This is a genomic window from Pontivivens marinum (assembly GCF_900231835.1).
Lineage (GTDB): Bacteria > Pseudomonadota > Alphaproteobacteria > Rhodobacterales > Rhodobacteraceae > Pontivivens > Pontivivens marinum.
On record NZ_OCTN01000002.1, the window covers coordinates 414792 to 441529 of the forward strand.

The 26738-nt window shown below is 56.7% G+C and carries 26 protein-coding genes and 1 pseudogene; 11 read left to right on the top strand and 16 right to left on the bottom strand.

Annotated features, from left to right (window positions below; genetic code table 11):
• Positions 1-194 precede the first annotated feature (194 nt).
• Both CR254_RS07975 and CR254_RS07980 read left to right on the top strand, forming a co-directional pair.
• Positions 195-2981: a bifunctional aconitate hydratase 2/2-methylisocitrate dehydratase gene (locus CR254_RS07975; protein ID WP_097929316.1), complete on the top strand. Its 2787-nt coding sequence runs from the start codon at positions 195-197 to the stop codon at positions 2979-2981.
• Positions 2982-3180: 199 nt separating this feature from the next.
• A complete protein-coding gene (locus CR254_RS07980; protein ID WP_097929317.1) occupies positions 3181-3657 on the top strand; it encodes a GbsR/MarR family transcriptional regulator in 477 nt (158 codons plus the stop codon).
• Positions 3658-3695: 38 nt separating this feature from the next.
• Here CR254_RS07980 and CR254_RS07985 read toward each other — a convergent pair whose 3' ends face one another.
• Together CR254_RS07985 and CR254_RS07990 are read right to left on the bottom strand one after the other, a co-directional pair.
• Positions 3696-4901 carry a methionine gamma-lyase gene (locus CR254_RS07985; protein WP_097929318.1) on the bottom strand — a complete coding sequence of 402 codons (1206 nt, stop codon included), beginning with the start codon at positions 4899-4901 and terminating at the stop codon, positions 3696-3698.
• Positions 4902-5016: 115 nt separating this feature from the next.
• A complete protein-coding gene (locus tag CR254_RS07990) occupies positions 5017-5931 on the bottom strand; it encodes a LysR family transcriptional regulator (protein ID WP_097929319.1) in 915 nt (304 codons plus the stop codon).
• A 137-nt stretch (positions 5932-6068) separates the two neighbouring features.
• On the opposite strand from CR254_RS07990, the gene CR254_RS07995 reads away from it, so the two are divergent.
• The 5 genes from CR254_RS07995 (at position 6069) to CR254_RS08015 (ending at position 10197) form a co-directional block, all read left to right on the top strand.
• Entirely contained in the window at positions 6069-6716 is a 648-nt protein-coding gene (locus CR254_RS07995; protein WP_097929535.1) for a phosphoribosyltransferase family protein, read from the top strand.
• Between the two features lie 107 nt (positions 6717-6823).
• Entirely contained in the window at positions 6824-7396 is a 573-nt protein-coding gene (locus CR254_RS08000) for an aminotriazole resistance protein (protein ID WP_097929320.1), read from the top strand.
• Positions 7397-7400: 4 nt separating this feature from the next.
• Positions 7401-8909, top strand: a complete 1509-nt coding sequence (locus tag CR254_RS08005; protein WP_097929321.1) for an ABC transporter ATP-binding protein — start codon at positions 7401-7403, stop codon at positions 8907-8909.
• Entirely contained in the window at positions 8906-9580 is a 675-nt protein-coding gene (locus CR254_RS08010; RefSeq protein ID WP_097929322.1) for an energy-coupling factor transporter transmembrane component T family protein, read from the top strand. The genes CR254_RS08005 and CR254_RS08010 overlap by 4 nt, the downstream gene beginning before the upstream one ends.
• Positions 9577-10197, top strand: coding sequence for a phosphoribosyltransferase family protein (locus CR254_RS08015; protein WP_097929323.1), 621 nt, complete (start codon positions 9577-9579; stop codon positions 10195-10197). The genes CR254_RS08010 and CR254_RS08015 overlap by 4 nt, the downstream gene beginning before the upstream one ends.
• Positions 10198-10203: 6 nt before the next feature.
• Here CR254_RS08015 and CR254_RS08020 read toward each other — a convergent pair whose 3' ends face one another.
• The 7 genes from CR254_RS08020 to CR254_RS08050 all read right to left on the bottom strand — a co-directional run bounded on the left by CR254_RS08020 (position 10204) and on the right by CR254_RS08050 (position 17814).
• Positions 10204-11088: a LysR substrate-binding domain-containing protein gene (locus CR254_RS08020; RefSeq protein ID WP_097929324.1), complete on the bottom strand. Its 885-nt coding sequence runs from the start codon at positions 11086-11088 to the stop codon at positions 10204-10206.
• Between the two features lie 46 nt (positions 11089-11134).
• Positions 11135-12109: a bile acid:sodium symporter family protein gene (locus CR254_RS08025; protein ID WP_097929536.1), complete on the bottom strand. Its 975-nt coding sequence runs from the start codon at positions 12107-12109 to the stop codon at positions 11135-11137.
• 108 nt (positions 12110-12217) lie between these two features.
• The gene (locus tag CR254_RS08030; protein WP_097929325.1) at positions 12218-13807 is read right to left on the bottom strand and encodes a gamma-glutamyltransferase family protein; all 1590 of its coding nucleotides are present in this window, start codon (positions 13805-13807) and stop codon (positions 12218-12220) included.
• Positions 13791-15308: a tripartite tricarboxylate transporter permease gene (locus CR254_RS08035; RefSeq protein ID WP_097929326.1), complete on the bottom strand. Its 1518-nt coding sequence runs from the start codon at positions 15306-15308 to the stop codon at positions 13791-13793. Before CR254_RS08035 ends, CR254_RS08030 begins: the two co-directional genes overlap by 17 nt.
• A gap of 1 nt (position 15309) precedes the next feature.
• Complete coding sequence (locus CR254_RS08040) at positions 15310-15819, bottom strand: tripartite tricarboxylate transporter TctB family protein (RefSeq protein ID WP_097929327.1); 510 nt, start codon at positions 15817-15819, stop codon at positions 15310-15312.
• Positions 15816-16763, bottom strand: a complete 948-nt coding sequence (locus CR254_RS08045; protein ID WP_097929328.1) for a Bug family tripartite tricarboxylate transporter substrate binding protein — start codon at positions 16761-16763, stop codon at positions 15816-15818. Before CR254_RS08045 ends, CR254_RS08040 begins: the two co-directional genes overlap by 4 nt.
• A 292-nt stretch (positions 16764-17055) precedes the next feature.
• Positions 17056-17814 (bottom strand): IclR family transcriptional regulator domain-containing protein, encoded by a 759-nt coding sequence (locus tag CR254_RS08050; RefSeq protein ID WP_097929329.1) that lies wholly within the window; start codon positions 17812-17814, stop codon positions 17056-17058.
• 104 nt (positions 17815-17918) lie between these two features.
• Here CR254_RS08050 and CR254_RS08055 point away from each other — a divergent pair, with 104 nt between their 5' ends.
• The 3 genes from CR254_RS08055 to pcaF are packed head-to-tail and all read left to right on the top strand — an operon-like array spanning position 17919 to position 20529.
• Positions 17919-18638 (top strand): 3-oxoacid CoA-transferase subunit A, encoded by a 720-nt coding sequence (locus CR254_RS08055; protein ID WP_097929330.1) that lies wholly within the window; start codon positions 17919-17921, stop codon positions 18636-18638.
• Positions 18638-19330, top strand: a complete 693-nt coding sequence (locus tag CR254_RS08060; protein WP_281252981.1) for a 3-oxoacid CoA-transferase subunit B — start codon at positions 18638-18640, stop codon at positions 19328-19330. The genes CR254_RS08055 and CR254_RS08060 overlap by 1 nt, the downstream gene beginning before the upstream one ends.
• Positions 19330-20529, top strand: coding sequence for a 3-oxoadipyl-CoA thiolase (gene pcaF, locus CR254_RS08065; protein WP_097929331.1), 1200 nt, complete (start codon positions 19330-19332; stop codon positions 20527-20529). The genes CR254_RS08060 and pcaF overlap by 1 nt, the downstream gene beginning before the upstream one ends.
• Positions 20530-20643: 114 nt before the next feature.
• Here pcaF and CR254_RS08070 read toward each other — a convergent pair whose 3' ends face one another.
• Positions 20644-21756, bottom strand: coding sequence for an S-(hydroxymethyl)glutathione dehydrogenase/class III alcohol dehydrogenase (locus CR254_RS08070; RefSeq protein ID WP_097929538.1), 1113 nt, complete (start codon positions 21754-21756; stop codon positions 20644-20646).
• Between the two features lie 368 nt (positions 21757-22124).
• Here CR254_RS08070 and CR254_RS18210 point away from each other — a divergent pair.
• A pseudogene (locus tag CR254_RS18210) lies at positions 22125-22273 on the top strand (hypothetical protein); the annotation flags it as partial.
• Positions 22274-22276: 3 nt separating this feature from the next.
• Here the strand turns inward: CR254_RS18210 and CR254_RS08075 are convergent.
• The 6 genes from CR254_RS08075 to CR254_RS08095 all read right to left on the bottom strand — a co-directional run bounded on the left by CR254_RS08075 (position 22277) and on the right by CR254_RS08095 (position 26684).
• Positions 22277-23317 (bottom strand): aromatic ring-hydroxylating dioxygenase subunit alpha, encoded by a 1041-nt coding sequence (locus CR254_RS08075; RefSeq protein WP_097929332.1) that lies wholly within the window; start codon positions 23315-23317, stop codon positions 22277-22279.
• Between the two features lie 109 nt (positions 23318-23426).
• Positions 23427-23702 carry a LysR family transcriptional regulator gene (locus tag CR254_RS08080; protein ID WP_180955936.1) on the bottom strand — a complete coding sequence of 92 codons (276 nt, stop codon included), beginning with the start codon at positions 23700-23702 and terminating at the stop codon, positions 23427-23429.
• A 105-nt stretch (positions 23703-23807) separates the two neighbouring features.
• The gene (locus tag CR254_RS18345; RefSeq protein ID WP_425440255.1) at positions 23808-23933 is read right to left on the bottom strand and encodes a LysR family transcriptional regulator; all 126 of its coding nucleotides are present in this window, start codon (positions 23931-23933) and stop codon (positions 23808-23810) included.
• A gap of 137 nt (positions 23934-24070) precedes the next feature.
• Positions 24071-24853 carry a class I SAM-dependent methyltransferase gene (locus CR254_RS08085; protein WP_097929334.1) on the bottom strand — a complete coding sequence of 261 codons (783 nt, stop codon included), beginning with the start codon at positions 24851-24853 and terminating at the stop codon, positions 24071-24073.
• Complete coding sequence (locus CR254_RS08090) at positions 24850-25629, bottom strand: ABC transporter ATP-binding protein (RefSeq protein ID WP_097929335.1); 780 nt, start codon at positions 25627-25629, stop codon at positions 24850-24852. Before CR254_RS08090 ends, CR254_RS08085 begins: the two co-directional genes overlap by 4 nt.
• Entirely contained in the window at positions 25626-26684 is a 1059-nt protein-coding gene (locus CR254_RS08095; protein ID WP_097929336.1) for a FecCD family ABC transporter permease, read from the bottom strand. The genes CR254_RS08090 and CR254_RS08095 overlap by 4 nt, the downstream gene beginning before the upstream one ends.
• Positions 26685-26738 lie beyond the last annotated feature (54 nt).

Consider the following 26738-nt stretch of genomic DNA (forward strand, 5'->3'; position numbering starts at 1 on the left):
CAGTAATTGCTTGCTCTATTTCAAGGATGCATCAGCGCCGACCAGCGTGGTGACGCTTTTATACTGGCGGTGGGCGTCTTGCATGCTGAAGGGCATTGGTATACATCTGCATGCAATCCGCTTGACCCTGCTGGACGTGATCTCACATGCCACGGCGTTATAGCTCCACCTAGCGTAAATATTTCGAGGCCGTCATGAGCTTGTACACAGACTACCTAGATGAAATTGAAACTCGTAAAACGCAGGGGTTGAGCCCTAAGCCGATCGAGGATGCGGCGCTCGTTGACGAGTTGATCGCGCAGATCAAGGATGAGAGCTCCGAGCACCGTGAGGGTTCGCTGAAGTTCTTTATTTACAACACCCTGCCAGGCACAACCAGTGCCGCAGGCGCCAAGGCTGCGTTTCTGAAGCAGATCATCCTGGGTAACGAATCCGTCGCTGAAATCACGCCGGCATTTGCGTTTGAGTTGCTGTCGCACATGAAGGGCGGACCCTCGGTTGAGGTGCTGCTGGATCTGGCGCTGGGTGAGGATGCCGCAATTGCGCAGGATGCAGCCGCAGTCCTGAAAACGCAGGTCTTCCTGTATGATGCTGATTCCGAGCGCCTGAAGGTCGCCTTCGAGGCCGGTAATGCCATCGCCAAGGATATCCTTGAGAGCTATGCAAAGGCAGAATTTTTCACCAAGCTGCCCGACATTGATGAGGAAATCAAAGTCGTCACCTATATTGCGGGCATTGGCGACATCTCAACCGATCTGTTGTCCCCCGGCAATCAGGCGCATTCGCGCTCCGACCGCGAATTGCACGGTAAATGCATGATTACCCCTGCCGCTCAGGTTGAGATTCAGGAGTTGCAAAAGGCACATCCCGACGCGCGTGTTATGTTGATCGCGGAAAAGGGCACGATGGGCGTTGGTTCGTCGCGCATGTCCGGCGTGAACAACGTGGCGCTGTGGACGGGTAAGCCTGCCAGCCCCTATGTGCCCTTTGTTAACTTCGCACCGATTGTTGCGGGTACGAACGGCATTTCGCCAATCTTCTTGACGACTGTTGGCGTGACCGGCGGCATCGGCATCGACCTGAAAAACTGGGTCAAGAAGGTGGACGCTGACGGCAATACCGTCATGGATGAAAATGATGATCCCGTGCTGGAGCAGACCTATTCGGTCGAAACCGGTAAGGTCTTCACCATCAACACCAAGACGCAAAAGCTGTATGATGGCGATACCGAGCTGGTCGATATCTCCTCCTCGCTGACGCCGCAAAAGGTCGAGTTCATCAAGGCCGGCGGCTCCTACGCCATCGTGTTCGGTAAGAAGCTGCAAAACTTCGCGGCGCAAACGCTGGGTGTCGCATTTGAATCCGCCTATGCACCGTCCAAGGAAATCTCGCATGAGGGGCAGGGCCTGACCGCTGTTGAAAAGATCTTCAACAAAAACGCGGTTGGTGTGGCCAAGGGCACGGTTCTGCATGCCGGTTCCGACGTTCGGGTTGAGGTCAACATCGTCGGTTCGCAGGATACAACGGGTCTGATGACCTCGCAGGAGCTGGAGGCGATGGCGGCGACTGTCATCTCGCCCATCGTGGACGGCGCCTATCAGTCGGGCTGCCACACCGCGTCGGTTTGGGACATCAAGGCGCAGGAAAACATTCCCAAGCTGATGAAGTTCATGAATAAATTCGGCCTGATCACCGCGCGTGATCCCAAGGGCGAGTACCATGCCATGACCGACGTTATTCACAAGGTGCTGAATGACATCACCGTGGACGACTGGGCGATCATCATCGGCGGCGATTCCCACACTCGTATGTCCAAGGGCGTTGCCTTTGGTGCGGATTCCGGCACGGTTGCGCTGGCACTGGCGACGGGTGAGGCGACGATGCCTATTCCTGAATCGGTCAAGGTTACCTTTAAGGGCGACCTGAAAAACCACATGGATTTCCGTGATGTTGTGCATGCCACACAGGCGCAGATGCTCAAGCAATTCGGCGATAACGTGTTCCAGGGCCGCATCATCGAGGTGCATATCGGCACCTTGCTGGCGGATCAGGCGTTCACCTTCACCGATTGGACAGCGGAGATGAAGGCAAAGGCATCCATCTGTATTTCCGAGGACGATACCCTCGTGAAATCGCTGGAAATTGCCAAGCACCGCATCCAGATCATGATCGACAAGGGGATGGAGAACGAAAACAAGACCCTGACCGGTCTGATCGCCATCGCGGATAAGCGGATCGCCGAAATCAAATCCGGTGAAAAGCCTGCCCTGACCCCAGACGCCAACGCGAAATACTACGCCGAGGTTGTCGTGGATCTGGACCAGATCGTTGAGCCGATGATCGCCGACCCCGACGTGAACAACAAGGACGTGTCCAAGCGCTATACCCACGACACGATCCGCCCCGTTTCATATTACGGTGGTGAGCGTAAGGTTGACCTTGGCTTCGTCGGGTCCTGCATGGTGCATAAGGGCGATATGAAAATCGTCGCTCAGATGCTCAAAAACCTCGAAAAGCAGCAGGGCAAGATTGAGTTCAAGGCGCCGCTGGTTGTCGCCGCACCGACCTACAACATCATTGATGAGTTGAAGGAGGAGGGTGACTGGGCCGTTCTGCAAAAGTATTCCGGCTTCGAGTTCGACGATATCGCTCCGAAAAGCACGGCGCGTGTGGATTACGAGAACATTCTGTATCTGGAGCGTCCGGGCTGTAACCTGTGCATGGGCAATCAGGAAAAGGCGGCAAAGGGCGACACCGTTCTGGCAACCTCGACCCGCCTGTTCCAAGGTCGCGTTGTAGAAGATTCGGCTGAGAAGAAGGGCGAGTCGCTACTCGCCTCGACACCGGTTGTTGTTCTCTCTGCTATTCTGGGCCGCACGCCCAGCATGGACGAGTATATCGAAGCAGTGGAGGGAATCGATCTGACTAAATTCGCACCACCACTGAAGAAGCCATTGGATGCCCTGTCGGTGCATTACTAAGCATATTGCGGGGTCGGCTGATTTATTCAGCCTGCCGTGATACGTGAAATACATTCAACGCCCGCTGCATCCGTGTAGCGGGCGTTTGTGTTTCTGACCGAGATGGATGTCTGCTAAGCGTTCACACCGAACTGAACATACGATATGATCGGAGAAAGATCGCTCATCAAGCAAGACCGCGCGATCGTGGAGACATGAATTGACGACTGCCAACCAATTGCGTGATCTAGACGCTATTCGGACTGATTTTATCGAGAAAATAGGCGTTATCGCGAAATCCGAGGGCGTGCCCAGGATCGCTGGCCGTGTTCTGGCGATGCTGCTTTATGATGGCGAGCAGGCGTCGTTCGGTCAGCTTGCGGAGCGTTTGCAAGTTAGTCGCGGCAGTATCAGCTCCAGCGTTCGCATCTTGGAAAGCCAGCAATTGATCAAGCGGGTGTCGCGCGCGGGCGATCGACAGGATTATTTCCAAATCGTCGAAAACGCCTTTGCGAATATGGTCGAGGCCGCCGCCGCCCGCGCCCGTCGAGCGGCGGTTGAAATTGAGGAAACGCTGCACGCCATCCCTGAATCCGAGGCCGGTGCGCGCAAACGTGTCGGCAGTTATGCCGCCTATTATCGCGCAATGGACGAGGGGCTAGGCCTGACGGCAAGCGCTCTGCGCGAGAAGGATTGATGCCCCGACACCGTTCGGGTGTCAGGGCAGGATGTGTATCAGGCGACAGCTTTAACTGGTGTAGGGCTGAGCGATTGACGCAGATCGGCCAGCAAATCCTCTACACCCTCCAACCCGACGGAGAGGCGAACCAGCCCCTCGGCAATGCCATGCTCGGCACGTTCCTCTGGCGTATAGGTTGAATGGGTCATGCTGGCAGGGTGCTGGATCAGCGTTTCCGCATCGCCCAATGACACTGCGCGGGTAATCAACTGCAAACGGTTCATCATCTGCCGACCCGCATCCAAACCGCCCTCCAGCTCAAACGCGATCATGCCGCCCGCCTGCGACATCTGCCGCTGCGCAAGGCTGTGCTGATCATAGCTGGGCAGGCCGGGATAGTGCACTTTGGCGACAGTTGGCACTGCCTCCAACATCTCCGCGATGGTTTGCGCGCTGGAACAAACGCGATCCATGCGTAGCTCCAGCGTTTTCAGCCCGCGCAGGATCAACATCGCGTTAAACGGTGCCATGACCGCGCCGGTCATGTCCTTCATCCCGTACATCCGAATTTGCCCGACCAGTTCCGCCGAGCCAGCCAGCAGGCCCGCAACAACATCCCCGTGACCACCCAGATATTTGGTCGCTGAATGCAGCACGATATCCGCGCCATGCTCAATCGGGCGGGTCAGGTATGGAGTGGCATAGGTGTTATCGACAACCACAACCGCGCCAGCCGCATGGGCGATTTCAGCCGTGGCAGCGATATCAACCAGACGCATATTGGGGTTAGCGGGGGTTTCAAAATAAACAACCTTGGTGCGCGAGGTTATCGCAGCCTTTAGGTTTGTTGGGTCGGTCAGGTCAATATGGGTCACGGTGATGCCAAATTTGGCTAACCCGTGCTGCATGAATGAAAATGTGCAGCCGTATAATGTCTTGTCGAGGATCACTTCATCGCCCGGTGCGAGCAGGGTCCACAATGTTGACGTGATCGCCCCCATACCTGAGGCGAGGGCAAGGCCCGCCTCGGCCCCCTCAAGCACAGCAATGCGCCGCTCCAGCAGGTCCGTGGTCGGATTTGATATCCGTGAATAGATGTGGCCGCCACGCTCACCCGCGAACATTTCGCCACCTTGCTCTGCTGTCTCGAACGCGAAGGTCGAGGTCAGGTGGAGCGGCGGGGTTAGCGCACCCTCGTTCTGCATTGGGTCATAGCCGTGGTGAATGGCCCGCGTGGCGAAGCTGTCGGTGGCGTTGCGCATGATATCCTCCCTGTTTCACAGATAGGATGCGCCTGAAGTCACGGTATTAAATTGCCAATTGTGTTCCATATAGGGTCTGTCTTGGCAGTATCTGCCACTGAAGCGCTGTTGCGCATCAATTTTGCGCAGCGGTGGCGACGTCAATAAAGCTCTCGAAATGTCGCGTGGCTACCACTGCGGCCAAACTGGTTGAGCGGTCCCGCGGTGCAATCAATGACAGCCCTAGATCGGCGATGCCGCTGCCGCGCAGGGGGACAGCCGAAACGCCTGCACCGCTGCCTGCATAGGCGGTGGGATACACCACGATTATGCTATGGCCTGCCCCCTCACGCACAAGTTGCCGCAACAGCTCTAGATTGTTGGAGGTCAGCGCCACCTGAAAATCCGTACCGGTTCGCGCTGCTGCAATGTCTAGAATGTCTCGCAAATGGCTGGTGCCGTCGGGCATCAAAATGGGTTGCGAGAAGAACTGATCGAGGGATATCGATTTCCGCGCCGACCCATCATCAGGGATCAGGGCAAAAACCCGAAACGGCACCTCGCGCAGGATCAGAACGCCGGGCAGGGGGCGGGGGCTGAATGTAAGGCCGAAATCAGCATCGCCATCGATGACCATCTGTCGCACCCGCTCGGAATCCACGATGCGGACGGTTGTGTTGATCTTGGGGTTTGCCTGCAAAAAAGCGGTTAGTGCCTGCGGAAGGAAGCTGATCGCGGCCTCTTGTGGAACGGCAATACGAACCTCGCCACGGCGCAGGCCTCTGAGCTCCTCAATCTCGTCCGCGACGGCGCGCATGTCCTTCTGCCATCCGCGCATCCGGTAAATGAGCAATTCACCAGCGGAGGTTAGGCGAACGCCCCTAGGGTGACGCTCAAACAATTGCAGACCCAGTTCCTCCTCGGCTTTGAGCAATTGTTTATCCACGGCCGAGGCTGAAACATGCAGTGCCTCGGCTGCCTGACGGATCGATCCTAGGCGAGATATTTCATCCATATATTTGAAGAATCTAGAAAAAAACACTCGTTCCATCTGCGCACCTCTTGCCTGATCTACGCCATCTCAGAGTGTAAACTAAAATGCAACGCTGCGTTGGATTCTTGGCGTTTGTAACAGTTCCGTGAATGGGCGTAGGTCTGGATAGAATTCTACGAACCATAGGTGACCCCTTGCGGCTGATCGCTCCAGAATTTTACGACGTTGATATCGCAGGGCAGGTAACGTCCCTGCCGATGCTGCAACTGGACGATCAACGTGCCATCGCATTGCTGATGGATATCGAGATGGGGCTTGCCTTTGGCGATCATGTTGGCAGGTCACTGGCAGACGGGTTTGCCGCGCTGAAACCGGATATTGTCGTGGGCAGTGCCACGTTGGGAATTCCGGTGGCTATGGATGTATCGAGGCATCTGGAGCTGGATAAATACGTCATCCTGCAAAAATCCCCAAAATTCCACCTCGCTGATGCGCTAGAAGAACCCGTTCGCTCGATCACCACAGATGAGCAGCAGCGGTTGCTGTTGGATCGCCGCCAAATCCCGCTGTTACAAGGGCGGCGTGTCGTGATTGTAGACGATGTCATTGCCACAGGGGCGAGCATGTCGGCCGCCATGCGGCTGGTACGGCGCGCCGGTGCAAAAGTCCTAGCAGTTGGGTCGATCCTGACTGAGGGGAATAGCTGGCGCGAAGCCTTGGCACAGGATGCTGGGCTGGTTCACCGGCTGGGTCACATCCCGCAATTTCGCATTATCGATGGTGAGGCACGTATGGACCCCGCCAGCGTCGATGAAAGCCCGATCAAACGGCCAAGACTATAAAAACACTACCAATATTTCGCGCAGGATCGGCAGGGAGGAGGCCGTGATTGCACCAAAGAACCATCCTACCGGCGAACCCTATCGCCTGAACCAACAGGACTAAAATCATGCACAACACCACTCTTCCAGAGGAGAACGGCTCCAGCCTGTTCCCTCTCGTTCTTTCGATCGTTGCGGCGGCGGCTACCGGGGTTCTATGGACCTATGCGAACCCGATCCAACTGGTTCCGGGCGTGATTCAGTGGCGCATCTTTGCGTTCCTGCCGCCGCTTATCGGTATCCTGCTGGGCTGGAAAAGCGGCTTTATCTGCGGATATCTGGGCACAATCATCTGGTCGCTGCTGGCGGGCACATTTATCCCTGCGCATTCGTTGATTGTTGACGGAATTGCGGTTGGTTTAACGGGTATGATCCCGGGAATGCTGTTCAATCCGGCGACAACGACCTTTGATAAAAAGACACTGATCCGCATCGCCGCGGTTTGTCTGGCGGTTGGTCTGGTGATGGTTGTTGCGGTTTCGGCAAGTCTCGCCTTCCTAGGCATCTTCCCGTTCTGGTGGGCCGTTGGATATCTGGGGCTGTCGGATATTGTTCCCATGCTGATCGGAACACCGTTGCTGGTTGCCTCTGCCCAGAAAATTCTGACTGCGGCGCATCCTTCCGGCTTTAAGCGCTTCTGATTAGATGTCGTTTTTCTCCGCACAGGAACTGACAGTGGGGTTCGGTACGTCCGAGCCCCTCTTATCGGATATCAACTTGGAGCTTGAGGCCGCAGATCGCCTGCTGATTTGCGGGGCAACGGGGTCTGGTAAAACCACGTTAATGATGGCGTTGGCTGGCATCATTCCCAAAATTATCCCGAACAAAAACTATTCCGGTCAGGTGATGCTAGAGGGTGTGCCGCTATCTGCGATTGGCAGTGATGCGCTGTTCTCGCAAATCGGCTTTGTCGCCCAAACGGTCGAGGATCAGCTATGGGATCTATCGGTTGAGGATATCATCGCTTTTCCGCTTGAAAATCGTGGCGTTCAACGGGCAGAGGTCCGCGCCCGTGTTTCCAGCCTGATGCAGCAATTGAATCTGACCGAGTTGTCTGGTCGTCGTGTTCTAACGCTGTCTGGCGGGGAGCGTCGCATGGTGGTTTTGGCGGCAGCTTTGGCACCGCACCCCAGGGTTTTGGTTTTGGATGAGCCGACAACCGGCCTTGACCCTGCGGCGCGTCAGCGTTTGTGCGGTGCCTTGGCGCAGGCTGCGGATACGGTGAGCAATGTGATTGTGGCGGAGCAAGACCCAGTTCATCTTGCCTCGATCACGCAGCACCTCGCGATCATCAGCGATGGTACATTGTCAGCGATTGAGCCGCTGGAACCTGCGCTGGATAAATCGGAGATGTGGGAACATGCCGGATTGCTGGCACCCCGTCGCAAAATCAATCGGCCAGCACCGCCTGAAATCGGGCGTGAACTATTGGCGATTTCTGCGTTGCGCACAAAGCTAACGCGGGCCTCAGGCAAGCCGGTGCTGGATGACCTCGAATTGAACCTGCATGGTGGCGAAGTCTTGGGCGTGATTGGCCGCAATGGTGCAGGCAAAACCACGCTAATGCGCTCGATCCTGGGATTGTCGGCAATCGCGTCGGGTGGGATTTCAATTGCGGGGGCAACAGCGGATGGCTGGACCACCGCGCGGCGTGCCCGTTCCATCGCCTATGTCCCGCAAAGTATGCGGCAAATCCTGTTTCATATGACCGTGGAGGAGGAGGTTGGCTTTGCGCTATCCATGGGCGGGAATGATGAAGATGCTGATACGATCCTCGCGCGCTATGGCCTTGCCGGAATGCAGGAAACAAACCCGTTCGCCCTATCGGCGCGGCAGCAGGGGCAGCTCGGCCTTGCCTGTGCCGAGGCGAGCGGCGCTATTATCGCCATCATTGACGAGCCGCTGCTGGCGCGGGATTTGCAGGGGCGCGCTCTGCTTGAAACCTTCCTCACACGGATGACGCAATCGGAGCGGACGGTGATGCTGGTATCGCATGATCTGGAGCTGGTGGACGATGTCGCAACACGGCTGGCGATCGTTGCAGACGGTCATATCCCGTTCGATGGCACGTCTGAGGAGGGATGGCGCAGCGCTGCCTTTGACGCATTGGGATGGCCTGCGCCCTATGCTGCGCAACCGGAGGTCACGTCATGACGCGGCTGCACGACCTGAATTTCTTTATCAAACTGGGGATTGCTTTCGCTCTGATGACGGTGGCGTGGTTCGCGCCAAACTGGCAATCCGGCGTGCCCTTTGCGCTGCTCTGCGTTGGGGGCCTATGGGTGGCTAAGGTGCCAAAACTAGGCAGTTACCTAAAGGGCGCGGGGCTGCTGACCCTGATGGTTATTGCCAGTTGGATGGTGAACCTATTGTTGCAGGGGGTCGCGCCGCTTGATGCACTGGCGATCGCCGCCCGAATGGCGGCCCGATTGGTGGCAACCACGGCGTTGTTTTACTTCGTCATGGAAACCTCCAGCCCTGGCGCAATTCTAGCTGCGTGCTCTGCCGCGCGGTTGCCGCCCATCGTCACGCTGGTCCTATCACTGACCTTTGGCATTATCCCGATGCTGCGCGATGAATTCGAGCGGATCGCCGACGCCCAACGCGCCCGTGGCATGGAGATTGATAATGTTAGCGTGGTCAAAAAGCTGCGCTTTGCCCTCGCGCGCGGTGTGCCGCTATTGGTTCAGGCAATTCGAACGGCGCATGCAATCTCATTTTCGTTGACGCTTTACGGCTTTGACCTGTCCCGCAAGCGCACAACATGGCGCGAGGTTGGCATGATGGTTGAGCCGCATTTGTCATGGAAGGATAAATCCCGATGACTGATCAAACCAATTCCCAAACTTGGCACGTGGACGTGCAGGGTTATCCGCTGGACCTGCCTATTGTGCCGATCAATCCGGATTTCGCGATTTCATTGATGATGGTGATCGACCTTGGCGTGAAGTTTGGTGAGCATATCGGCAAATGCCTTGCCGAAAAAATCGCCCCGCTGCGGCCTGATATCATCGTCGGCCCTGCAACGCTGGGTATTCCCGTGGCTATTGAGGTGACGCGCGCATTGGGCTTGGACCAGTATGTTGTCCTGCAAAAATCGCCCAAGCTGCATTTGTCGGATGCGCTGGAATATAAACTGACCTCGATCACGTCCAAGGGCGAGCAACGCATTCTGCTGGATCGTGCCGCTATTCCGCTGATTAAGGGGCGGCGCGTGGTTGTGGTGGATGATGTCGTGGCGTCCGGTTCCAGCTTAAAGGCAGCACTTGAACTGGTCCGTGAGGCCGGTGGTGAAATTGTCGGGGCAGGGGTGATCCTGACCGAAGCACAGGAATGGCGTGAAGTGTTGGGCGATGACGTGGAACACCTCGTTTCCGTTGCGCATATCCCGCAATTCGCGCCCGATGCTGATGGAACATGGCAGCCCATTTCAGGAACCTAGACAGCCCTATTCATGGTAATCGTGCTGGTGGTCATATGTTGATAGGGCATTGGCCAAGGTTTTGAGGACATCCTCGCGCCCCGACTGAATCCGTTGCGCGATCCCTAGGCGGCGGTGAACAGGCGGGGTGCCTAAATGGAACCAGCTCAACGGCGCGGTGTTCATGTCCTGCAACGCTATTTGCGGAACCACCGAAAAGCCCAGCCCAGCCTTCACACAACCGACCACTGCGGCCATTGTGTTGACGGAAACAGATTGCCGCAATGGTACGCCTAAACGGGCGATCTCGGTGTGGATCAACCGCGCCAATGTGACCTCGGTTCGATAGCGAATGAACGGAACCTCACGGGCGAGTGCATCGAGCGTCAGGCCGCTGGCCCCATCCGGGGCCAACACGATCAGGGGTTCGTTGATAACCGGAATCCATGTCAAACTGGCGGGCACCGCGACGTGATCGCCAACCAGTGCGGCGTCCAATTGACCAGTGACGACCTCGCTCATCAAATCCTCGGATTTTCCAACACGCAGATGGAAGTTCAGGTTCGGATAGGTTGATTGCAGCGTGGCCAGCGCATTGGGGACCACCGAATTTGCACCGGTGCGCAATGTGCCGAACGCCAGCGTGCCGCGCATCTGCTCATCACTGACCGTTTCCTTGGTCTGACTGACAATGTTCAGGATGGCCCTGGCGGAGCGAACCATCTCCGCCCCCTTAACCGTCAATGCAGGCGGGCGGCGCGAGCGGTCAAAGAGCAGCGCATCGACCTCATTTTCCAGCGCGGCCATCTGCTGACTGACCGCAGATGCCGTTAGGTTTACGGCCTGTGCTGCGGCTGCAAATCCACCGTGATGTGCAACCGCTAAAAGGGTTTCGAGTTGGCGTGTGTCCATACCCTATAGTCAATTATTTTAACTTTAGGGGCAAGCTATCCACCGCTTAGGCTGTGACATTCTGCTTTAAGGACGCTTTTTGCGAGATGAACGCGCAAACCAGCAATTGGGACATGTGATAGATCATCAAGGGCAGCACGATCGCGCCGACCATATCCGGTGCGAACAGCGCCGTGGCGATGGGCAGGCCACTGGCGAGGCTCTTGGTTGAGCCGCAATAGAACAGCACCGCCCGATCAGGGTAATCCATTCCCGATGTTTTTCCGGCAAGGATCATCGCCCCCATACCAAGCGCGAGGAACACCCACACCACGACAAACAGCATCAGCAAAGTACCAACAGGGATCGCAGACCACAGACCCGAAACCGTGCCCGCACTAAAGGCGGAATAAACGATCAGCATAATCGACCCGCGATCCACGGTCATCGTCAGAACCTTATGCCGCTTTACGAAATCACCGACCCATGGACGCAGGATTTGCCCGATAACAAAGGGTAGCAAAATCTGGACGCCGATTTTCCCAACCGCATCCAAGCTGACGCCACCCTCACCCTGTTGCAGGAACAATGCGACCAGCATCGGGGTCAGCGCCACACCGATCAGGTTTGATACAGATGCGGCGCAAATTGCCGCCGGAACATTACCCCCCGCGATGGATGTAAAGGCAATGGATGACTGCACTGTTGAGGGCAGAACCGCCAGAAACAGCAGTCCCATCGTCACCGTCGCACCCAGTAGCGGACCGAATACCATGGTAAGCGCAAGGCCGATAAGCGGAAACATCAGATATGTCGCGGCAAAGGTCAGCCCCTGTAACCGCCAATTTGTCAGCCCCGCCTTTACCGCCCGCGGGTCCAGCTTCGCACCGTATAGGAAGAAGAGCAGCGAAACGGCCCAGAACGTCACATGGCGTAAACCGTCGGCGGCAACGCCCTGCGCGGGCAGGACAACACCCGCCAAAACCGTCGCAAGCAACAGCAGCATATAGGCGTCAATGCCGATGCGTTTGATGAAATTCATAATATCTTCTGCCCAATTCGGTATTTTCTGCGGCTGGCGATTTTCCAGCCTGTATTCGTTTCGGGGCCGCACATAGCGGGTGCAGGTCCAACCTGCACCCAGCAATGATTAAAATCCGGCGGCCTGTCCATCCTTGCGCGGGTCCGATCCCGCAGCGTAGCCGCCATTATTCATCCGCTGGACCAATTGCGCACCCCCAAAACCAAAGGCGTTATCGGGGGCCTCGATCTGGATGTTGTGCCCAAGGGCCGTTAGCCCGTCCAGCAGATCGGTGGGCATTGTCGGCTCACAGGCGATGTCCAGCCCCTCAATCGCGCGCCAACGTGGGGCGTCGGCGGCGGTTTGCGGATCTTGATCCCACAATTGCGTGCGCAGCAACAGCTGAACGTGACCCTGTGCCTGAATCGGACCGCCCATCATGCCAAAGGCCATAAGGGGCGCGCCGTCCTTCATCGCAAAACCTGGAATGATGGTGTGGAAGGGGCGCTTGCCCGGCTGGACCTGGTTGGGATGACCCTGCTGGGTGGTGAATCCAAAGCCACGATTCTGCATAGAAACGCCCGTTCCTGGAACAACAACGCCTGACCCAAACCCAGCATAGTTGGATTGAATGAAACTGACCATCATCCCCGAAGAATCGCCAACATTCAGCAGAACCGTACCGCCCAGTTTTGGTGCGCCGGCCCCGAAATCTTGTGCGCGATCCAGATCGATCAGCGCGGCGCGGGATTTCAGATAATCCGCGTTCAGTAGGGCAGCTTCATCCACATCGGTCATATGCTCCCGATCGGCGACATAGGCGTGCAGGTCGGCATAGGCCAGTTTGATGGCCTCGATCTGTAGGTGGGTGGCGATCAGATCATTCGGGCCGTGGTCGCGAATGCCGGTATGTTGCAAGATGCCAAGCGCCATCAGCGCCGCGATACCCTGACCGTTTGGCGGGATCTCATGCAGTTCAACATCATCAAATGTCTGGCTGATCGTGCCGCACCAATCATTGGTGTGCGAGGCAAGATCCTCAGCCGTCATCGCGCCGCCATTTGCCTTGGCAAAGGCGATGATCTCCTGCGCAATCTCACCCTCGTAAAAGGCACGGCCCTGCGTTTCAGCAATGGCGCGCAGGGTGCGGGCGGCACCGGGATTGCGGAAGCGCTCACCCGGTTCTGGGGGCTGGCCATCGGGCATAAAGGTTTCCGCAAATCCGGGCTGATCCTTTAACACGGCTGCACCCTTGGCCCATGCGGTACCAACAACGGGAGACACGATGAAGCCTTCCTCAGCGTAGCGGATCGCGGGGGCCAGCACTGTGGCCAAATCCAGCTTGCCGAATTTCTCGGACAGCTCAACCCATGCGCTGACTACACCGGGAACGGTAACGGCGTCCCAGCCATGTTCAGGCATTCCACCGATAAAACGGTCCGGAGTCCACGCGGCAGGCGCGCGCCCAGATGCGTTTAGGCCGTGCAGTTTCTCACCGTCCCACAGAATGCAAAACGCATCCGAGCCAAGACCGCAGCCCGTCGGCTCCACAATGGTCAGGGTCGCAGCGGTTGCAATCGCTGCATCAACGGCGTTTCCGCCTGCTTGTAGGATGGATAGGCCGGCCTGCGTGGCCAATGGCTGTGATGTGGCGACAATATTCTCGGCCAGCACTGGTGAGCGGCGCGAGGGGTAGACGGGATCATGACGTAGGCGCATCGGAAAGTCTTTCTGTGCTTTTACGAGCTTTAAGGTGGCTGCGGACGGCCCAAATGATGGAAACCACGGCAGCAATCAGGAAAATCAGACTGATCGGGCGTGTCAGGAACAGCGTGGGGTCTTCGTCTGTCATCAATGCGCGGCGCAGATTGGTTTCTGCGATAGGGCCAAGGATGACGCCCAACACCAGCGGCGCCAGCGAATAGCCAAGCGCACGCAGGACATAGCCCGCAATGCCAATGAAAATCAGCAGGTACAGATCAGTCACGCGGTTGTTCAGCGCAAAGGTGCCCACGACACAGCAGGTCATCACCACGGGAACAATCAGCCATTTCGGAATCTCGGTCACGCGCAGGAACAGCCGCATGGAACAGACCGACACAATCAGCATCATCAACGATGCCACGACCATGGCGATGAACATGCCGTATACCAGATCGGCGTGGTCAAGGATCAGCCGCGGTCCAACGGAAATGCCATGAACCATCAGTGAGGCCATCAGGATCGCATCAACCGCTGATCCGGGAATGCCCAAACCAATCAGCGGGATTAGTCCCCCGCCCGCGGTTGCGGAGTTTCCGGATTCAGATGCGATGATCCCATCGGGCGAACCTGCCCCGAAAGATTCAGGGTTTTTCGAGGAACGCTTTGCCTGATCATAGGCCACCAGATTGGCGATAGAACCGCCCGCGCCGGGCAATGCGCCGATCAGAACACCGATGATCGCTGACCGGATCAGGTTGACCGGCCGCATCAGGACTTCCTTCATGACCTTCCATGTTTGGAAGTCGATTGCGCCCGTCACCAAGGCATTGCCGGAGCGAACATTGTCGGCATTCTCAACCTCTGAAACCAATTGGGAAATTGCGAAAATCCCGATCAGCACGACAAGGAATGGCAGGCCGGCCTGCAACATCTCGATGCCGTAATCAAAGCGTGGACGCCCCATAATCGGGTCCGTACCAACGGTCGAGATTGCCAAGCCGATCAAACCCGCCAGCATTCCGCGCATCGCAGATGTCCCGACAAGGCTGGCAACAATAGTCAGTGCAAAGACGATCAGTGAGAAATACTCCCACGGCCCCAAACGCACCGCAAACAGTGCCAGCGGCGGAGCTGCAAAAATCAGGACGACCGTGGACAGCACGGTTCCGAAAAAGGACGCCCAAACGCCGATGGATAGCGCGCGACCGGGTTCGCCGTTACGGGCCATAGGAAAGGCGTCAAATGTGGTGGCGACCGAGGATGGCGTGCCGGGAATGCCCAGCAATGCGGCCGAGATCAGGCCGCCTGTATAGCCGCCAACATAGACGGCCAGCATGACCGCGATGCCCTGTAGGGGCTCCATCGTGAAGGTCAGCGGCAATGTCAGAACGATAGCCATCGTGACGGTGAAGCCGGGAATGGCTGCTGCTACGATTCCAGCGATGGACCCGCACAGCATATAAATAAGGGTGGCGACGGTGAAAATCTGCGCCGCGCCGGTCAGGAAATCAGCCATGTCAGAGAACTCCACGCGGCAGGAAGACGGTGAACACTTCAGCGAAAACCCAGTTCAGGCCGAACGAGAAAACCACAGCGATGACCGCGGCAAGCGCGATGGATTTTGCGGTGCGCGGCATCAGCGCGACTTGCAAACCGAACAAGAACAACAGGCTGGCAATGGAAAAGCCGAGCACAGGGATCAAAAGTAGATAAACCGTTAGCGCGCCAAGGCAGACAAAAACCAAATAGCACCGCTTTGCCCACGCGACGGATTCCGCGATGAAGTTCGCATATGCGCTGCGGGGGATTTCGCGGATCGTACCGATGAAGGCGATAGCCGCAACCAAGGCCATGATGGCAAAGATCAGCTTGGGGAATGCGCCTGCGCCTAACTTCTCAAACCGCGATGCGGGGATGGCTGTTGCGGTAATGAACAGGCCGACCGAGCATAGGAACAAAAAAACGTAGCTGAGGAGGAGGGCAATTTTGCCCGCCTCCTGCTTCTTGACGATATCGGTATCGCTCATGGAGCGAGAACCGCGGATAGCGACTGAACCGTTGCGTCCAGATCGGCCAGATATGCGCGATATGCGTCCTGCCCACGGAACCCAACATCAGCACCGGCATTGTTGGTTTGCTCGATATAGGTTGGATCTTGCGACAGGCTTTCCAGCGCGGCCTCAAGTGTGTCCCGAACTTCCTGCGGTGCGCCCTTGGGCATCACGATGCCACGGGTCACGTTCAGGTCCAGCGCTTGGCCGAACTCACTGAATGTTGGAACATCAGGCGAGGCTGCTACACGCTCCAGCGCGCCAACGGCCAGAAAGTTCAGATCGCCATTGTTTACGAACTGCTCGGATGAGCTGATGTCGCCGATGGCAACGTCCAGGTTTCCGCCAACCAGCGCACGAACACGCTCACCCGTACCCTCATAGCCCACATATTTGAACTCAAGGTCAAAGGCTTGCTCGATCATAGCGGCGTGCAGATGCGGAACGCCGCCCAAGGTGACGCCCATCGAAATCTCACCGGGATGTGCCTGTGCATAGGCGATGAACTCTTCGAACGTGCTGTAATCATCGCTAAGGCCAGCAACCAGATATTGCGGCGACGCTGTCATCAGGCCGATTGGATCGAAGTCATCCCATGCCAGATCAGTGATGCCGGTTTCGGTTGCGACCAGCAGGCCCTCGTGAACCTGACTGATTGTGTACCCATCGGCAGCACGGCGCGATGCTTCACGCAGGCCAACAGTTCCGCCAACACCCGGCATATTGATCACGGGCATATCCGCGCCCAAGAACGGTGCCACATTGTTTGCGACGATGCGCATCAATGTGTCCGATCCACCGCCGGGCGACCACGGTACGATGAATTCAACAGCACGCTCTGGGTAGGATTGAGCGTGAGCAGGTGCGACGGCGAGGGTCGCTGCGGTAACTAGGGCGGCAATGCCCGTTCGAAGTGTCATATTGAGCTTCCCTGTGAGGTTTGCAGCGGTTTGCCCGCCGCGATTTGGCTGTAGACCACAGGTAACACAAGAATTACACACGCAAAGCGCGTAATTTTTGCTATTATGTTTAGATGTTTTAACTTTATCGCAAGTGCAGCATAGGACTGTTAAACATCTGCCGCGTCACTTGCCAGTGGTCGTATTTTCGAAAAAATGAAGCTTCCATGACGTTTTAGTACGCACATCTTCAAAGGAAGCTGATTTGTTGTCGGGCCAATTCTGCCCTTTGTGGCGTAGGTAGATTGCTTGTCTAGAGCACACGCCTGACGCCGGCCTGTATGTTAAGCATTTTGGGTAGATATATCTGCGCCAACAGGTTCGGATCCTCATGTGTCGCGGGCATTCCGCTGTTAATTGCCGCAATGACACGCCCATGTCCGTCGGTCAGCGGTACAGCGATTGAGCGCAGGCCAATTTCAATCTCCTGATCAATTATGGCATATCCATCCTCACGCACCGCATCGATGCGCTGCATAATCAACTCAGGGTCGGTCAGAGAAAAGCTGGTGCGCGGTGATAAATCTGCGCTCTTGATCACTGCCATCGCGTCTTGGCGTGGCAGTGATGCGAGCAGGACACGGCCCATTGATGTGCAAAAGGCCGGTAGGCGCGATCCCGGCATGAGGCCGATCGACATCAACCGCTTTTGTGCTGCGCGCGCGATGTACACAATCTCCGTCTCGTCCAGCAAAGCGACTGAGCAGCTATGCCCGATTTGATCCGATAGCTGATCCAGCCACGGTTGGACGATTTGCGACAAGGGTAATGAGGTCAGCGTGGCGACGCCTAGGCGCAATACACGTGGCGTGAGGGTGAAGAACTTCCCGTCATAATCGGCATATCCCTCTCGATGCAAGGTTAGCAGAACACGCCTAGTGGTCGCGCGATCTAAACCGCTCGCGCTGGCTGCTTGCGTGATCGACAGGCGGGGCATGTTCGCGCCGAAGGCCTCAATCACCTTCAATCCCTTCGCCAGAGACGCAATGTAATCTGTCGGTTTGTTCAACATGTGAACGGATTTAGCCACTTATTGAACAAAGTTCAATATACGCACAATTCGCATTACCCCGCGAAGCCAGCGCACATAGTTTGCCGTCAAATAGGGAGGTCATAATGAGCAAATCATGCACATCAATTTCACAGGCCGTCGCCGATATACCTGATGACTCAACCATCATGGTCGGCGGATTTGGCGGTTCGGGTGCGCCGGTGGAGTTAATCCACGCATTGATTGATCGCTTTCGTCTGACGGGCAGCCCGAAGGATCTGACGGTCATCAATAACAATGCGGGCAACGGATCTATCGGCATTGCGGCTATGATCCATGCGGGCATGGTGCGGAAAATGATCTGCTCCTTTCCGCGATCCTCTAATGCAGATGCCTTCAACACGAAATATCTGGCGAACGAGGTCGAGTTGGAACTGGTGCCACAGGGCACGCTGGCAGAGCGTATTCGCGCGGCCGGTGCAGGCATTCCGGCATTCTACACACCCACCTCATTTGGAACCGAGTTGGCCGCAGGAAAACCGACAGAGGAATTCGATGGGAAGATGTATGTGCGCGAACGCTGGCTGAAAGCCGACTTTGCACTGCTCAAGGGCCATATGGGTGATGAGGCCGGCAATCTGACCTATCGCCTTGCAGGGCGTAACTTCAATCCGCTCATGGCCATGGCTGCAAACACGACCATAGCGCAGGTTACGCATCTGGGTGAGAGCGGCTCAATTGATCCAGAGCACGTAATTACCCCCGGCATTTTCGTGGATAGGCTCGTCGAGGTGACCGACCCCCAACAAGAAGAAGTCCTTGTGCGTGAAGGAGTCGTTTACTAATGTCTGATTTCAATCTGATGGAAGATAAGTTGCCTAACGCCAAAATCGCATGGCGGGCGGCGCAGGACCTTAGTGATGGGTCTTATGTGAACCTTGGTATCGGTTTCCCCGAAATGATCGCGAAGTTCCAGCCCGAGGGGCGCGCGGTGACCTATCACACGGAAAACGGGGTGCTTGGTTTTGGCAAAGCACCCGACATTGGTGATGAGGATTGGGACCTGATCAATGCCGGAAAGAAGGCGATCACCCTCAACCAAGGGGCGTCGCTTTTCCATCATGCTGATAGCTTCGCAATGGTGCGTGGCGGTCACTTGGATTTGGCCGTTCTCGGGGCCTATCAGGTTGCACAGAACGGCGACCTTGCAAATTGGAGCGTTGGCGCAAAGGGCGTGCCCGCCGTGGGTGGTGCAATGGATCTGGTCCATGGTGCGAAAAACGTTGCCATCGTCACAGATCACGTCACCAAACGGGGCGAGCCGAAATTGTTGGAGCGTTGCACGCTGCCACTAACCGGCATTGGTTGCGTAACGCGGATTTACAGCTCGCTGGCTGTTATCGACGTCGTGGACGCTCACTTTGTTCTGCGTGAAAAACTACCTGAAATAAGCATAGACCAACTGCAATCTGTCACGGGTGCTGAACTGCATCTGGACGGCAATGTTGGCGATCTCATTGTACCGGAGGATATTTGATGAGCGACGTATATATCTGTGACTATATTCGAACACCTATTGGCCGCTATGCAGGTGGGCTTTCCGGCGTTCGGGCCGATGATCTCGGCGCAATCCCGCTACGGGCCCTCGCGAAGCGGAACCCGAACATGGATATGGCCGCAATTGACGAGGTTATCTTTGGTTGCGCAAATCAGGCGGGCGAGGATAACCGCAATGTCGCGCGCATGTCCGTGCTGTTGGCCGACTATCCGCAGGCTGTACCCGCAACCACGATGAACCGGTTATGTGGCTCGGGCATGGACGCGATCATTACAGCGGCGCGCGCGATCAAATCCGGCGAAGCGGAACTGATCATTGCAGGCGGAGTCGAGAGTATGTCCCGTGCGCCCTTTGTTATGCCCAAGGCGAACAGCGCGTTTTCGCGCTCAACCGAAGTGCATGACACAACCATAGGGTGGCGGTTTGTAAACAAGTTGATGCAGGACCAGTACGGCGTCGACTCCATGCCCGAAACGGCTGAAAACGTGGCCGAAGACTTCTCAATCAGCCGCGAGGATCAGGACCGGTTCGCATTACGCTCGCAGCAACGTGCAGGCGCCGCGCAGGAAAGCGGCCGACTGGCGCGTGAAATTACTCCGGTCGAGATCCCGCAGCGCAAGGGCGATCCTGTTGTGATTTCAATGGACGAGCATTTGCGGCCCTCGACCACGTTCGAGGCGCTGCAAAAGCTGCGTGCCTTTGTCAAAGCGGACGGCACCATCACGGCGGGCAATGCGTCCGGTGTAAATGATGGCGCGGCGGCTGTGGTCCTTGCAACGAAGGAAGCAGCGGAGAAGCACGGCCTGACACCAATTGCCAAGGTTTTAGGTGGCGCGACGGCTGGTGTCGCACCACGGATCATGGGGTTCGGTCCTGCACCGGCTTCCAAAAAACTGATGGAGCGGCTTGGGTTGAAGCAGCAGGATTTCGCTGTGATCGAGCTGAACGAAGCATTCGCGTCGCAGGGGCTTGCCACTCTGCGTGACTTGGGGATTGCTGATGACGACCCTCGGGTGAACGCGAATGGCGGTGCAATCGCATTGGGCCACCCGCTGGGCATGTCCGGAGTTCGGATTACAGGAACGGCAATGCTGGATCTGGCGCCGGGTGAAATGAGCCTTTCCACCATGTGTATTGGGGTTGGACAGGGCATCGCCATTGCATTGCAAGCAGTTTAGACGATATATCTCCTGAAATTAACATAAGAACGATTATCATGCGCAGTTAATTAGGAGCGATATTTTTGCGGCGATGCTGAAGGGTCAGCATCGCCACAGTTTTAACTGGCCAGATCAGAACTCGACAACGGCCCGAATGGATTTGCCCTCATGCATCAGGTCGAAGCCGTGGTTGATTTCATCCAGCGTCAGTTTGTGAGTGATCATCGGATCGATCTCAACTTTCCCCGACATGTACCAATCAACGATCTTGGGCACGTCTGTACGCCCCTTTGCACCACCAAAGGCTGTTCCGCGCCAAACGCGACCTGTGACCAGTTGGAACGGACGGGTCGAGATTTCGGCACCAGCCGCAGCAACGCCGATGACGATGCTCTCACCCCAGCCCTTATGCGCGGCCTCTAGCGCCTGACGCATAACCGTTGTGTTGCCTGTTGCGTCGAAGGTGTAATCCGCGCCGCCGCCGGTCAGCTCGACCAGATGCGCGACCAGATCACCCTCAACCTTGCTGGGGTTCACGAAATCGGTCATGCCGAAATAGCGGCTCATTTCCTCTTTATCGTCGTTCAGATCAACGCCGACGATCTGATCCGCACCGGCCATGCGCAGGCCCTGAATAACGTTCAGGCCAATGCCGCCCAATCCGAACACAACGCAGCGCGCGCCGATCTCAACCTTAGCCGTGTTGATAACCGCGCCGATGCCTGTGGTGACGCCGCAACCGATATAGCAAATCTTGTCAAATGGCGCGTCCTTGCGGACCTTGGCCAATGCGATTTCAGGCACAACCGTGTGGTTCGCGAAGGTCGAACAGCCCATGTAGTGATAAATGGGCGTGCCATCCAGCATCGAGAAGCGGGTCGTACCATCGGGCAGCAGCCCCTGCCCCTGCGTGACGCGGATCGCCTGACACAGGTTGGTTTTGCCCGATAGGCAATATTCACACTGGCGGCATTCAGGTGTGTAGAGCGGGATCACATGGTCACCGACCTCAAGAGTGGTGACGCCTTCACCGACCTCCATCACGATGCCTGCGCCCTCATGACCCAGAATTGTTGGGAAAATACCCTCTGGATCAGCACCGGAGCGGGTGAATTCATCGGTATGGCAAAGGCCGGTCGCCTTCATCTCAATCAGGACTTCCCCCCATTTGGGGCCCTCAAGATTGACCTCCATAACCTCCAGCGGTTTTCCGGCGGCGACTGCGACGGCGGCACGGGTTCTCATCATGGGATATCCTTACATAATATGCGTAGGCTTACTGGCTATTTGCGCAAAAATTTAGTGGCGCGCCAAGATTCATTCAAGCAGCCACGCCATTATACGCAGAGAGGGTGTCATGCAAATTCTGAAATGCTTAGAGCTGATTGAGCGCCCGTGCACTGTGACGGGGACGTTATCTTCTATCACAGCCCTTACGATCAGCCAGCTAGCGGGTTTCACGCAATTCGGATAGAATTGCTGCAAAGAATTTACCTGCAATCCAAGGCCGCGCCATGAGTTTATGACGCTGATAAATGCGAACATTTTCGCACGCACCTAACTGCCATCCTTATAAAATTGATAACGTTAGCCCCCGCTCTGAAAGGCACGCCATGAGCGATTCAATCAAAAACACCCGTGACGTTTCCCCGTCACAGGTAAAGAGTTGAGCGCTAAAAGCTGGCTGATCGAAGCACCCCTGCGCATGCTGATGAACAATTTACACCCCGATTTAGCCGAAAATCCGCGAAATCCAGCGGTTGTTTTACTGGCTCATCTTGGCGTCAACCATCGCTTCCTCTGCGATCATCGCCTCCAACTGTCGGCGGAACCGTAATTGGCCCGCATCGATGCCAAGATCGATATGGGGCGAGGTTTTTTCCTGCATACCTATCTGAACCTGATCCAGCACGGCGCGATCCTCCTCAAAAGCGTCGCGGACATCCTTGCTCATCATCGCGGACAGTTCCGCATCATCAGGGCGGATATTGCGCAGCTGGAACCAGTAATAGCGTGTTTCATTTTCGGTCGTCGGGGTCATGAAGTTATAGCTGTCCATGACAAAGGTATTTTTATGTAGCGTTCCATCCACGCCACCGGTTCCCGCAGGGGTAAACACGGCGCGGATCAGGGCGTGGCTGGGATAGCGGACCTCGTAATGCTGTAGGCGATCGCAATTGCCCTCAAACTCTACCACCTTTTTGTAAAACGGGGCGGGTTCGTGATCCATCATCCAGCGATGCACGATGATACCAGCATCAGTTTTAGTGACGCGCAGCGGGGTGTCCTTCGTCGCTGGCGCGGCAAAGGAGGATTGGTGCACCCATGCGACATGAGTCGGGTCCAGCAGGTTGTCGCACATCAGCAGATAGTTGCAGTTCAGCTCCATCGCGGCGCCGCGGTTGATCCCCCAGTCGGGGCTGTCGAAATTCGGAATGTCGATGATATCCTCGACATCTGCGATGGCCGCATTGCCCATCCAGATCCAGATCAGGCCGTATTTTTCATGTACCGGATAGGGCCGCACCCGCGCCGCCGATGGAATACGCCCGCCACCCGGTGCCCAAACGCATTGCCCCGCACAATCAAAGGTCAGCCCGTGATAACCGCATTCGACATTGTCGCCCTTAATCCGGCCCTTGGACAAAGGTAGCTTACGGTGGGGGCAGGCATCCTCCATCGCGATGACTTCGTCGTCACTGTTGCGAAACATGCAGATTTTTTCGCCGAGCACTTTTACTTGCTGTAACTCATTGACGATCTCGTCGCTCCAGGCGGCGACATACCATGCATTTTTCAGAAACATATGACTTCCTAGCTAACGTGTTCGGTGTCTGGCTGGTCACATCATAGGTCGGGCGTGGCGGTAATGAAACCAGAGCGACGGCCTACTTTTGTTTAGTAAAGCTAATTAATCAGGCTGCGGCCTCAGCCAGAATCCAGTTGAGCAAATTGCGTGGTTTCTCATTTTCCAGCATCATTGGACCCCGGAAAATGTAATAGGGTTCTGGCATGGGTAGCGATTTTTGCGATATCCGCACCAGCCGCCCTAGGTTCAGATCAACCGAGGCAAAGGATAGCTGCGCTAGGGCAACACCCTGGCCCGCCGCCACGGCCTCCAATGCGGAGCTGGAGAGCGAATGCACCGAGGTCGGTTTGTGTTTCGGCGCGGACAGGCACTGCGCTTGCAACCATGTGCCCAGCCGAGATCATTGCGTGATAGGACTTTGCCATGGGCACCAATGCGGCGCGGCGTCCGTCCTTCATGATCAATGGCATCTGCAATTGAGCCTCAATCAGCTTGATCTGCTGACTGCACCGGCTGTTACGCCCAGCTCTCGCGCTGCTGAATTTACGGAGCCGAGTCTGCCAAAGCTTTCAAATGCCTGCATGGCACGAAGTGAGGGGAGGATAGATTGCATAAATATCCTAAAGGATTTCGCGCCAAACCAGTCGATATAGTGGCGGGATGATGCCTTAGAATTTGTAATCTGTCACGATTGTTGCCGCCCCTACCGACGCCATGCCTGGCAGCGTCGGTAGGGTAAATTCATGTGTGCTAAGGCTTCTGACAGACCAGCGCATAACGCCGCTCCGCGCTTTGCCGCAACCGTTCGGGTAGTGGGTGCCCACGCATTCCGGCCCCGTATAGACGTGTCAGGTCGACGGGACGCACATTCACAAAGCCCGCACTTTGCAGGTCGGCGCTTAGCTCCTCAATCTCCAATCCCTTCCTATAGGGCAAGCGGCTGGAGATCGCATCATGCGTGGTTTTATTGGTCGTGCCCGGTGCGCGCTTTTGCGTGTCGATCCGGTCCGCCAACCAGTGCCGCCAGCGCAGCAGCGAGCTTTTGGTGCCCTTAAAATTCCCATCGACAACGAGCAATTTTCCACCGGGGCGCAAGACGCGCAGCCATGTTTTATAGCTGGCCAATGGATCGGTTAGGGTCCACGCCAAATGCCGTGTTATGGCCAGATCAAACGAAGCGTCAGCCAGCGGGAACATGGTTTCTGCATCGGCCTGTACAAATCGCCAATCGCGCTCTGCCAGCTTTGTCCGTGCGAAACCCAGCATCGTTTCCGAAAAATCCAGACCGGTTACCGATGCGCCAATCGAGGTCAGCGCGCGGCTAACCTCACCCGTGCCGCAGGCAATATCCAGAACCTGCTGGCCCTTCAGATCGTTCAACTCAAAGGCTGTGCGCAGGAACCGCTGCCATTCGGGCAGGCCGTATTGATCCTCGATCTTGTGCGAGGTGGACTCGTCGAAGGTTGGTGCCCGCTCGGACCAATAATCGCGGATTTCATCCTTTAAATGAACATTACTGCCATGATCCATCATGCTCGTGCCTCCAGTGTAGCGTCTACAAATAGCGACCCGCGTCGCGTTGTTTCCAGTGAGGTTACGACCCCGTAGGTCTTGCCAATCTCTGGCAGGGCAAGCACCTCGGCCGGTGTACCGTCTGCGAGGATTTCGCCGCTATTGATCAGCACCAGCCGATCGCAGAACTGCGCGGCAAGGTTCAGGTCATGCAGCGCTGCCATGACGATTGTGCCGCGCCGCCGCATCTCATCCCGTACCGATCCTAGGATTGATAGCTGGTGATGCAGGTCCAGCGCGCTGGTCGGTTCATCCAGCAGCACGACACGCGGCGAGCGGACCATAGTTTGCGCGACAGCCACCATCTGTGCCTGCCCGCCGGACAGATCAGAAATCCCCCGCTCGGATAAATGCGACAGGCGCAGCGCTGCGAGAGTTTCAGACACGCGGTCGAGGTTATCATCCTGCACACGCCAACCGGTCGTTTGTTTTAACGCAAGTAGCACGCTTTCAAACACCGTCAGGATCGCATTGCAGCCATAGGCCTGCGGCATGTAGGCCACGGCCCGCGCGCGGTCGCGCCGCCGCAAATCGGCCAGATCGGTATCGTCCAGATGAATTGATCCGCCCTTGGGTCGCAGCAATCCAGCCAACGTTTTGAACATCGTGGATTTGCCCGAAGCATTCGGCCCGATGACGCCAACGAAGTCACCGGCGGCAATGTCGGGAATGGTGATGTCACGAAGCACGACATGTCGCCCGTATCCTGCCGAGATATTGCGCATTTCCAGCGTCATGACAGCTTCTCCCGCCGCGTGGACAGAATGATCGAGATAAAGACCGGCACCCCGATCAGGGCCGTGATAATCCCAATCGGGTAAATCACCCCCGGCGTGATGGATTTGGAAATGATCGAGGTCAGCGACAGCACCAGCGCACCGATCAGGGTGGAGAGCGGCAGGAAGAACCGCTGATCCTCACCCACCAGCAGCCGTGCAATATGCGGCCCGACCAGCCCGATAAACCCGACCGTTCCGACAAATGCGACCGCTGTGGCGGCCATTAGCGATATGGAAATCAACATCTCAACCCGCAGGCGGGCCACATCAACGCCCATGCTTTCGGCTGTCGCCTCACCCATGCGCAGCGCGGTCATCGCCCATGTTCGCATCAGGCCAAAGGGCAACGCCACCGCCAGCAACAGCGCGCCGAGCCCGATTTTTTCCCAGCTTGCACGGCCTAGCGAACCCATCATCCAGAACACAATCCGGCTGATTTGATCCTCGCTGGCCATATATTGCATCAGGGCCAACAGCGCGTTGAAGGTAAAGAAGATCGCGATCCCGAACAGGATCATCGTCTCGGACCCCACCCCCTTTAGCCGCGTGGCCAACAGGATAAATCCGCAGGTGGCCAGCGCAAAGACAAAGGCATTCAGCGTCACGATCAACCCGCCAACGGCTGGGATCACCGAAAATCCCAGCACAATCGCGAGCGACGCACCAAAGCTAGCGGCGGAGGACACGCCCAGTGTGAACGGCTCGGCCAGTGGGTTGTTCAGGATCGTCTGCATCTGCGCACCAGCCGTGGCCAGCAGGCCGCCGACAATCACCGCCGTCAGCGCGACGGGCAGACGGTAATCCCACACGATGACCTTTAGCCGTGCGCCGTGGGAATAAGGATCGGCCAGAACTTGGGTCACGGTGGCGATGGAATAGCCCCCCGGCCCCGTCGCCACATCCACGATAAAGCTGACCAGCAGGCATAGCGTCACCACCAGCAACATCAGATAGCGCCGTCGAGTATGCGCGCCATAGCGCACGCGCAGCCCGTGGGCTGTTATGTCAGTCATGGGGTTCTCCGCAAATTTGCCGAGCGCGCGCGGGGATAAATCCCGCGCGCGTCG

Coding starts and splice junctions, on each gene's coding strand:
- CR254_RS08095 (WP_097929336.1), bottom strand. CDS start 26,684: ATGACTGACATAACAGCCCACGGGCTGCGCGTGCGCTATGGCGCGCAT.
- CR254_RS08005 (WP_097929321.1), top strand. CDS start 7,401: ATGTCGTTTTTCTCCGCACAGGAACTGACAGTGGGGTTCGGTACGTCC.
- CR254_RS08060 (WP_281252981.1), top strand. CDS start 18,638: ATGTCTGATTTCAATCTGATGGAAGATAAGTTGCCTAACGCCAAAATC.
- CR254_RS08025 (WP_097929536.1), bottom strand. CDS start 12,109: ATGAATTTCATCAAACGCATCGGCATTGACGCCTATATGCTGCTGTTG.
- CR254_RS08020 (WP_097929324.1), bottom strand. CDS start 11,088: ATGGACACACGCCAACTCGAAACCCTTTTAGCGGTTGCACATCACGGT.
- CR254_RS08010 (WP_097929322.1), top strand. CDS start 8,906: ATGACGCGGCTGCACGACCTGAATTTCTTTATCAAACTGGGGATTGCT.
- CR254_RS08030 (WP_097929325.1), bottom strand. CDS start 13,807: ATGCGCCTACGTCATGATCCCGTCTACCCCTCGCGCCGCTCACCAGTG.
- CR254_RS07975 (WP_097929316.1), top strand. CDS start 195: ATGAGCTTGTACACAGACTACCTAGATGAAATTGAAACTCGTAAAACG.
- CR254_RS18345 (WP_425440255.1), bottom strand. CDS start 23,933: ATGCAATCTATCCTCCCCTCACTTCGTGCCATGCAGGCATTTGAAAGC.
- CR254_RS07990 (WP_097929319.1), bottom strand. CDS start 5,931: ATGGAACGAGTGTTTTTTTCTAGATTCTTCAAATATATGGATGAAATA.
- CR254_RS08090 (WP_097929335.1), bottom strand. CDS start 25,629: ATGACGCTGGAAATGCGCAATATCTCGGCAGGATACGGGCGACATGTC.
- CR254_RS08035 (WP_097929326.1), bottom strand. CDS start 15,308: ATGGCTGATTTCCTGACCGGCGCGGCGCAGATTTTCACCGTCGCCACC.
- CR254_RS08040 (WP_097929327.1), bottom strand. CDS start 15,819: ATGAGCGATACCGATATCGTCAAGAAGCAGGAGGCGGGCAAAATTGCC.
- CR254_RS08055 (WP_097929330.1), top strand. CDS start 17,919: ATGAGCAAATCATGCACATCAATTTCACAGGCCGTCGCCGATATACCT.
- CR254_RS08085 (WP_097929334.1), bottom strand. CDS start 24,853: ATGATGGATCATGGCAGTAATGTTCATTTAAAGGATGAAATCCGCGAT.
- CR254_RS08050 (WP_097929329.1), bottom strand. CDS start 17,814: ATGTTGAACAAACCGACAGATTACATTGCGTCTCTGGCGAAGGGATTG.
- CR254_RS07985 (WP_097929318.1), bottom strand. CDS start 4,901: ATGCGCAACGCCACCGACAGCTTCGCCACGCGGGCCATTCACCACGGC.
- pcaF (WP_097929331.1), top strand. CDS start 19,330: ATGAGCGACGTATATATCTGTGACTATATTCGAACACCTATTGGCCGC.
- CR254_RS08000 (WP_097929320.1), top strand. CDS start 6,824: ATGCACAACACCACTCTTCCAGAGGAGAACGGCTCCAGCCTGTTCCCT.
- CR254_RS08045 (WP_097929328.1), bottom strand. CDS start 16,763: ATGACACTTCGAACGGGCATTGCCGCCCTAGTTACCGCAGCGACCCTC.
- CR254_RS08075 (WP_097929332.1), bottom strand. CDS start 23,317: ATGTTTCTGAAAAATGCATGGTATGTCGCCGCCTGGAGCGACGAGATC.
- CR254_RS08015 (WP_097929323.1), top strand. CDS start 9,577: ATGACTGATCAAACCAATTCCCAAACTTGGCACGTGGACGTGCAGGGT.
- CR254_RS08070 (WP_097929538.1), bottom strand. CDS start 21,756: ATGAGAACCCGTGCCGCCGTCGCAGTCGCCGCCGGAAAACCGCTGGAG.